Origin of the sequence: Thermosynechococcus sp. OHK43 (genome assembly GCF_014466085.1) — a bacterium.
GTDB lineage: Bacteria > Cyanobacteriota > Cyanobacteriia > Thermosynechococcales > Thermosynechococcaceae > Thermosynechococcus.
In genome coordinates this window covers 1-7,273 of sequence record NZ_JACOMP010000130.1, presented here as the reverse complement: position 1 = coordinate 7,273, position 7,273 = coordinate 1, and the positions used below count along the sequence as shown (strand labels likewise).

Genomic DNA, 7,273 nt, shown 5'->3' with positions numbered 1-7,273 from the left:
GAACTGGCACGCCTGAACTATGACGAGAAAAATCTGGCGATCGCCCGCGGCGAAGTGGAAAAATGGCGTTGGGCCGAAGCCAAGGAACAGGAACTCCGCCAAGCCCAACGGCAATACCAGCAGATTCAGCAGCAACTGCCAAACCTGATGGCCCAACAGGAGGAACTGCAACGGCAGCTCAATGCCCTTGAAACCACTTCCCCTCTTGCCCAGACCTTGGCAAGGATTGACCAGCAATTGGCCACCTTAGCCTACAATCCAGAGCGCCATACCCAAATTCAGGCCCAACTGGCTGCCCTCGCAACGGACTATGAGGCCTATGAGGCCCTGCAACGGGGGCGATCGCGCCAACCCCAACTCCGCCAAGACCTCGAGCACCTAGCGGAAACGCTGCAGCAACAACAGGCACAATTGCAACACATCACTGACAAACTCGCCACCCTTGAAGAAACCGCTCGCGCCGCTAGCCGCCTGGCCGCCGATCTCCATCAACAGCAACAGCACCTCCTCAAGCAACAGCAGACCCTCGAGGCCAACCTTGCCCAGCATGGCAAACTCAGCGCCGAATTAGAGCAACTCCATCGCCTCAGACAAGAATACGAACAGGGACAGCAAACCCTTGCCCACCTCCGTCATCAATACCGCCTCTACTGCGAGCTAGCCCAAGCCTTAGGCAAAAATGGTATTCCCGCCCTGCTTATTGAAACCGTCTTGCCCCATCTAGAGGCAGAAACCAATCATATCCTCGGTCGCCTCAGCAACCACCAACTCCATGTGCAGTTCATTACCCAGCGCAGCCGCCGTCGCAGTGGAGCCGACACCAAGCCCATTGAAACCCTTGATATTCTCATTGCCGATTGCCAAGGGACCCGTCCCTACGAAAGCTATTCGGGGGGTGAAGCTTTTCGCATCAATTTTGCTTTGCGCTTAGCCTTAGCCCGACTCTTGGCCCAGCGATCGGGGAGTGATGTCCAGTTTCTGATTATTGATGAGGGATTCGGTACCCAAGATGCCCAGGGTTGTGAACGGCTGATTGCCGCCTTGAACGCGATCGCCCCCGAATTTCACTGCATTCTCGCCATTACCCATGTTCCTGCCCTCAAGGAAGCCTTTCAAACCCGCATTGAGGTCACCAAAGTAGCCGGAGCCTCCCAACTGAGCATCATCACTTAAGCCCGTCGTTGGTCTTTTCGCCAAAATAGTAGAGTAGGCTCAGAAAGAATCACTTTGCAACGATGACAGTTGAACTCATTGCCAAGCTCAGCGATCCCATTGTCAGTGCCGGACAGGGGGCACAGCGCCAACTAGAGCTGACGCTAAGGGCACAGCGGCAACAACAGCGCGCTCCTCTAAATCTCTGCTTGATTTTGGATCACAGTGGGTCAATGGCATCGCAACCGTTGGCAATGGTGAAACGGGCAGCAGAGTCCCTAGTGGATCGGTTATTGCCGAGCGATCGCCTGAGTGTCATTGCCTTTGATCACAAAGCGAAGGTTCTGGTGCCCAACCAGACGGTCTGGGACAAGGAGGCCATTAAAGCCCAGATTGCCACCCTCGAACCGGGGGGTGGAACCGCCATTGATGAAGGGATGAAACTAGGATTGAAGGAAATTGCCACAGGCAAGCAGGGTACTATTTCCCAAATCTTTCTGCTCACAGATGGTGAAAATGAACACGGTGACAACCAGCGTTGCCTTGAGCTGGCCAAGCTGGCCGCGGAGTACAACATTACCTTGAATGCCCTAGGGTTTGGCGTCCACTGGAACCAAGATGTCCTTGAACAAATTGCCGATGCCGCTGGCGGACGGCTGGTGTTTATTGAATATGCTGAGCAGGCGATCGCCTGTTTTCAATCCCTCTTTAGCCACATCAGCAACGTGGACTACACCAATGCCCATGTCCTACTCACCTTGAGTGAAGCCGCTCAACTGGGGAACTTCAAACCCGTGCACCAAGTGGCGCCCGACACAATTGAACTCACCTACGAAAGCCCCGATCCCCACGAGTATGTGATTCGCGTGGGGGATGTCTCGGCAACCATCAGACGGACACTCCTCATTACCCTAACGACCCAGCCCTTGCCAGCGGGGTCTCACCTCATTGGTTTTGCCCAAGTCCGCTATGATGACCCGGTGCAGCAGTCCAGAGGCCTTTTCTCTGAGAGGATTCCCCTGACGCTCACAGCAGAACCAGAGCACGTGCCCCAAGTAGATCCAGAGGTACAGCAAAGCATTCTCATCCTCGAAAAATACCGCAAAACTAAGCTGGCAGAAACGAAGCTGCAATCGGGGGACACCGCTGGCGCGGCCACCTTTCTTCAGAGTGCGGCCAAAACTGCTCTACAACTGGGGGATGCGGAAGCAGCAAAAGTCCTTGAGGCCTCTGCCCAAGAGCTACAGCAACAATCTACCCTCAGTGAATCTGCCCTCAAGCGCACGCGCATTGCCTCAAAAACAGTCCTGAGCCGTCCCCCCTCAAACTAGCCACAGGGCATCGCCATTCTGGCAGCCTAGGAGAGATTGGGCACTGCCCCTATTCACCGCTAGCTCAATAAACCCATGACTGCCTACCAAGGCAATCAGATGGTGAGGTGGGGCATCGCCATAGGTGGGGACAAGGGGAATCTGCTGCCCCTGAATCCGGATTTGGTGATAGCCCTTAGCCAACAAATGCCCAGGGAGCGTAGTAATCACATTCCCAAAGTGATCAATGGCTTGAATCCAGCCTTGGACGCCTTGGGGGGTCATCTCATAGGTGAGATGGGGCAAGCGCACCAAACTGTCTGGGTCAATGGCACAGCCAAGGAGAGCAAAATCCGTTCCTGCGGCTAAATGGGCAGCCACGGCGGCAAAAATGTCCCGCCCATGGAAGGTCAAACTGGGACTGGCGGTGCGCCAAAATTGCGGTTGGGTTAGCTCAACGACGCGTCGGGGAGAATAGCGATCGCACACCTGGCTAAAGATGCCATTATCTGGACCAACACAATAGCCAACCTCCAAATCGAGGGCGATCGCCCGCCGACTTGTGCCCACCCCCGGATCCACCACCACGATATGCACCGTTTCCGGCGGAAAATAGGGCACCGCTTGCAGCAGTTGAAAACTGGCTGTGCGGCAATCCTGGGGTGGAATTTCATGGCATAGGTCAATGACCTGGGCTTGGGGGCAAATACTGAAAATCACCCCCTTCATCACCCCCCCATAGACATCCCGGTAACCAAAATCCGTCAGCAGTGTAATGCAGCAAGCCATGGGCATTTCACAGCAACAGTCGCTTAAATAAGGGTTCAGGAATCCAACGAATCACCGCCATGATCCAGCGCCAAGTGGATCGCACGTAGATCACGTCCTTCTTTTTTTCTATAGCTGAGAAGATTGCATTGGCCACTTCCTTTGGCTCCGCCGTAAGTTGGGGGGGCAATTTCCTTCCTTCGGTCATCCGCGTCTTCACATAGCCGGGCAAAACCGTTAAGACCTGTACCCCCGATTTGGCAAGGCGATGCCGCAATCCCGACAAAAATGCTGTGAAGCCAGCTTTCGCAGAACCATAGAAGTAATTACTTGCCCGCCCCCGTTCCCCAGCGACAGAGGAAATCCCCACTAACGTACCAAACCCCCGCTGCTCAAACAGATTGGCAAAGAGACTTAAAATAACCGCTGGACCTTCATAATTGGTGCGCATCACTTCAAGAGCAAGGGACAAATTTTGCTCACATGCTTTTTGGTCTGGCATGAAACCAACAACACAGATCACAATCGCCGGCTGCTCCGGGAGTTGCTGGATAAAGGCTGCATGGGTCTCCAGCGCCAAGACATCAAATTCATGGATACTGACAGCCACACCATAGCGTATTTCCAAATCCGCTTTATCTGGCTCCAGGCGGCTCACCTGCCGTGCAGCCAATTGAATTGGATAACCCTGAGCCGCAAACTGATGGGCGATCGCCCGCCCCATATCGGAAGTCGCTCCCAAAATCAGAACAGGGGCGGTCATAGATGTAACCTCTTCGACTGTTCTGAGGCAAAGTTCACCGTCCACTGGTGGGCATCCCTGACTTTTACAAAGGTTTCTACCCGAGAATCGGACTGGCGCAGTCGCATCGGAGTTAAATGGCTATCCTTGGCAAGGTAAAAGCGACCCCCATACTGTAGAGTGATTTCCTCCAGTTGATCCAAAAGCTTGAGGGTGCGTTGGGACATCGGAAAGTCCAGAGCCAAGGTATAACCCGCCATCGGAAATGAAAAATAACCCTGTTGATCACCCAACTTCTTCAAAACTCCGAGAAATGACCCCGCTCCTGCGACTGACGTGCAATGCAGTAACGCCGCTAGACCCTCGCGGGCAGTGCTCAGGGGCAAAACGCATTGGAACTGGACCAAACCACGCCGCCCATAGATGCGATTCCACCCCAAGAGACAATCCAGGGGATAGAAGAAAGTATCCCAATCCACAAAGGACTGGCCGGCTTTGCGTTGACTATTGAGGAAATACAGTTGATTAAAGGCACGCACAGTTAATGAATTCAAGGCACCATTGGGAAAATCCACAGGAATCGAGAACTGACGCCGTTGCGGAGTCCACAGTGGCCTGTGCCGATATTTGGTTGGCAGCTCCTCCCGCGTCGCGTGTTCTCCTAGCATCAGCACAGACCGCCCCAACTGAGAACGAGCCGCTAGACAATCAATCCAAGCCACGGCGTAGGTCACATCCTGCGCAGCCTCAAAGAGATCAACGGCCTCGTCTAAATTCCTGGCGATATAGGTGGTTTGGCGAATCCACGCAGTTTCAATGGGGCGCAATCGAAAGGCTGCCCTGAGGATCACCCCCGTCAAGCCCATTCCCCCCACCGTCCAGTAAAACAAATCTCGATTTTCTGAAGGAGAGCAGCGATAAATTTGCCCCTCGCTAGTTAGGAGATCCAGCCAGTCTAAACTTTGAAGAAAACTGCCCTCTTTGTGGTGGTTTTTTCCATGAACATCGGCGGCAATCATGCCCCCCACCGTAACGAACTTCGTGCCAGGGGTCGCCAAGGGAAACCAACCGCGAGGCCCAAAAATCTCTAGAATCTCTGCCAGTAGAACCCCTGCCTCAGCAATCAATTGACCGGTTTGCGGATTAAACCCCAATAGGCGATTGAAGTGGCTCATTTGCAGTGTTGCTTGCCGATTGAGGGCGCTATCTCCGTAGGCACGGCCATTTCCACGGGCAATGAGCGGCAAACCACTGTTGAGAAGCTGGATAATCTCGGATTCTGAGCGCGGGCAATAAACGTGACAGGTCTGCACAGGATACCGTCCCCAGCCGCAGAGCCTTTTGAGAGAACTCCTAGGAGTCATTAGAGAAGACATAGCGTTTATCCAAGTGATACTTGACCCCATAGCCAATGGCTAAACCAATAATGGCACCCATTTCCCGCATGAAATGGCTTTGCCAAATCAACCAAAATAGGGTTTCAAATCCCCAAAAAATGGCGGTTGTAAAAATTCCCATTGAAGCATACAGACTAAATTGACGGCTATAGTGATGTATACCCTTTTTATGATCGAAGAAAATCCATCGCTTATCCAGATAGTATTTCACCACCAACCCCACGAGCGTACCCACTGCTACTGCGGCCACAAAATAAGGGAAGCTATTATCAATGATTAATATTATCCTCTGAAAAAATAAATTCATAAAGGTAGCAATCACCGCAAAAACGGTATAGCGAATAATTAGGGTTTGTAAAGTCATAAAACTCCACCTAAGATAAAGCAAACCAGACAAATCAAGAAACAGATTTGGCTTTGTCGATCTTTAATTGCATAAACAATTGGATCATAGTGCATCAAACCGCGGTGGGTCAGCATGATGGTTCGGGTAATCCAGTATAGAAGCACACAGCAAATGCCCCAGAGTACCTGTGGGTTTGTGTAAAGAAGCTGCACTTGGGGAGAGTTGATATAGAGCGCCAGCACCAAAATTGAGACATAACCCGCCCCAATGGCCATCATGCTAATAATCGGCAAATCGTCAACGTGGTAGCCTCGACCACTGGCCTTGAGTTGTTTGCGGTGATAGTAATCCACCAGTTCTGCTTGGCGCTTGACGGTTGCCAGACAAAAGAAGAAAAAGATGGAGAAAGCCAAAAGCCACACACTGAGGGAAATCCCTGTGGCAACCGCACCTGCAAAGATGCGAATCGTGTAAAGGCCCGCAAGGACGCAAATGTCAATAATCATCCGGCGCTTTAGGTAAAAGGAGTAGGCAGTGGTGAGACCATAATAGGCGAGGAGAATGCTCAGAAATGACCAACTAATGGTGGTGGCGATCGCCACGCCGCCGCCGAGGAGGATCAAAATCAGCCATATCCCGTGGGAGAGGGGAATATCTCCAGCGGCAAAGGGACGATGACGCTTGCGGGGATGGGCGCGATCGGCCTGCAAATCTAAAAGGTCATTTAAGACATAGACACTGGACGCCGTCAGACTAAAAGCAATTGCTGCCACCAGCGCAATCCAAAAGGTGGACAAATTAAACTGGTGCGCCGCGAGCATAGGCACAAAGACCAAAACATTTTTTACCCACTGATGGGGCCGAATTTCCTTGAAGTAGGGTTGAATGCTTTGTTTTGCGCTCCCTAAATGTTCCACATTGGGATTGATTTGCTCGACTTTTTGGCGTAGCCGAGGAGATGCATTGACGGTAATTGCTTTGGCCACAACTGCCCACACAGGTAAATCAGCCTCAGAATTCCCCATGTAGATAACATTTTTCTCACCCAAACGCTCTAGGATAAACCTTGCCTTGTTTTCTCCCTTCAAATTAAGCTGGCCATCAGAACCATAAACCTCATCAAAAAGCCCCAAATGGGCAGCAATCCTTTCAGCGGCGAGTTGATGAGTGGCAGTGATGAGGGCAACCTTAGCCCCCTTGGCTTTCCAATCTTGGATATACTGAATAACTTCTGAGTTATAGGGTAATGTGGTAATGTCCAAGTCAGTACAGGTAGCTAATTTTCTTTTGATCTGAGCAGGATTGAAGCTTTTTATTTTGAAGAGTTGAATTAGTAGCTCACTAAAAGACAAACAGATTAATTCTAGAAGGACATTCGTTCTCAGTAGGGTGTTATCCAGATCGATAAGAAGGTAAACCATTTTTACAGTTTAAGGTTTTGCGGTATTTCTTAATCTATATTGAATATTCAAAAAGGGCCGTATCGCACTGCAAGCAGCAACACCTCTTGCAGGGGAATAGGTAACAGATTATGAATTCTCTGCTGCTGGGCATGACG

Annotated in this window: 7 protein-coding genes; 2 read left to right on the top strand and 5 right to left on the bottom strand. The window is 51.5% G+C overall.

Translation table 11 applies throughout. The features are described 5' to 3' along the window. Both H8Q75_RS05300 and H8Q75_RS05295 read left to right on the top strand, forming a co-directional pair. Nucleotides 1–1,173 (top strand): SbcC/MukB-like Walker B domain-containing protein (locus H8Q75_RS05300; protein WP_297040869.1); only part of this gene is annotated, 1,173 nt, incomplete at its 5' end. A 62-nt stretch (nt 1,174–1,235) separates the two neighbouring features. Continuing rightward, the gene (locus tag H8Q75_RS05295; RefSeq protein WP_024125185.1) at nt 1,236–2,483 is read left to right on the top strand and encodes a VWA domain-containing protein; all 1,248 of its coding nucleotides are present in this window, start codon (nt 1,236–1,238) and stop codon (nt 2,481–2,483) included. Here the strand turns inward: H8Q75_RS05295 and H8Q75_RS05290 are convergent. From H8Q75_RS05290 to H8Q75_RS05270, 5 genes are read right to left on the bottom strand one after another with little or no spacing between them, the layout of a single operon-like run. Then, nucleotides 2,475–3,251 (bottom strand): SAM-dependent chlorinase/fluorinase, encoded by a 777-nt coding sequence (locus tag H8Q75_RS05290; protein ID WP_024125186.1) that lies wholly within the window; start codon nt 3,249–3,251, stop codon nt 2,475–2,477. The genes H8Q75_RS05295 and H8Q75_RS05290 overlap by 9 nt on opposite strands. Nucleotides 3,252–3,258: 7 nt before the next feature. Next, the gene (locus H8Q75_RS05285; protein ID WP_024125187.1) at nt 3,259–3,993 is read right to left on the bottom strand and encodes an SDR family oxidoreductase; all 735 of its coding nucleotides are present in this window, start codon (nt 3,991–3,993) and stop codon (nt 3,259–3,261) included. Beyond that, a complete protein-coding gene (locus H8Q75_RS05280; protein WP_297040868.1) occupies nt 3,990–5,285 on the bottom strand; it encodes an FAD-binding oxidoreductase in 1,296 nt (431 codons plus the stop codon). Before H8Q75_RS05280 ends, H8Q75_RS05285 begins: the two co-directional genes overlap by 4 nt. A gap of 40 nt (nt 5,286–5,325) precedes the next feature. Next, complete coding sequence (locus H8Q75_RS05275) at nt 5,326–5,733, bottom strand: GtrA family protein (protein ID WP_297040867.1); 408 nt, start codon at nt 5,731–5,733, stop codon at nt 5,326–5,328. Then, nucleotides 5,730–7,136, bottom strand: coding sequence for a UbiA family prenyltransferase (locus H8Q75_RS05270; RefSeq protein WP_024125190.1), 1,407 nt, complete (start codon nt 7,134–7,136; stop codon nt 5,730–5,732). Before H8Q75_RS05270 ends, H8Q75_RS05275 begins: the two co-directional genes overlap by 4 nt. Between the last annotated feature and the right edge of the window lie 137 nt (nt 7,137–7,273).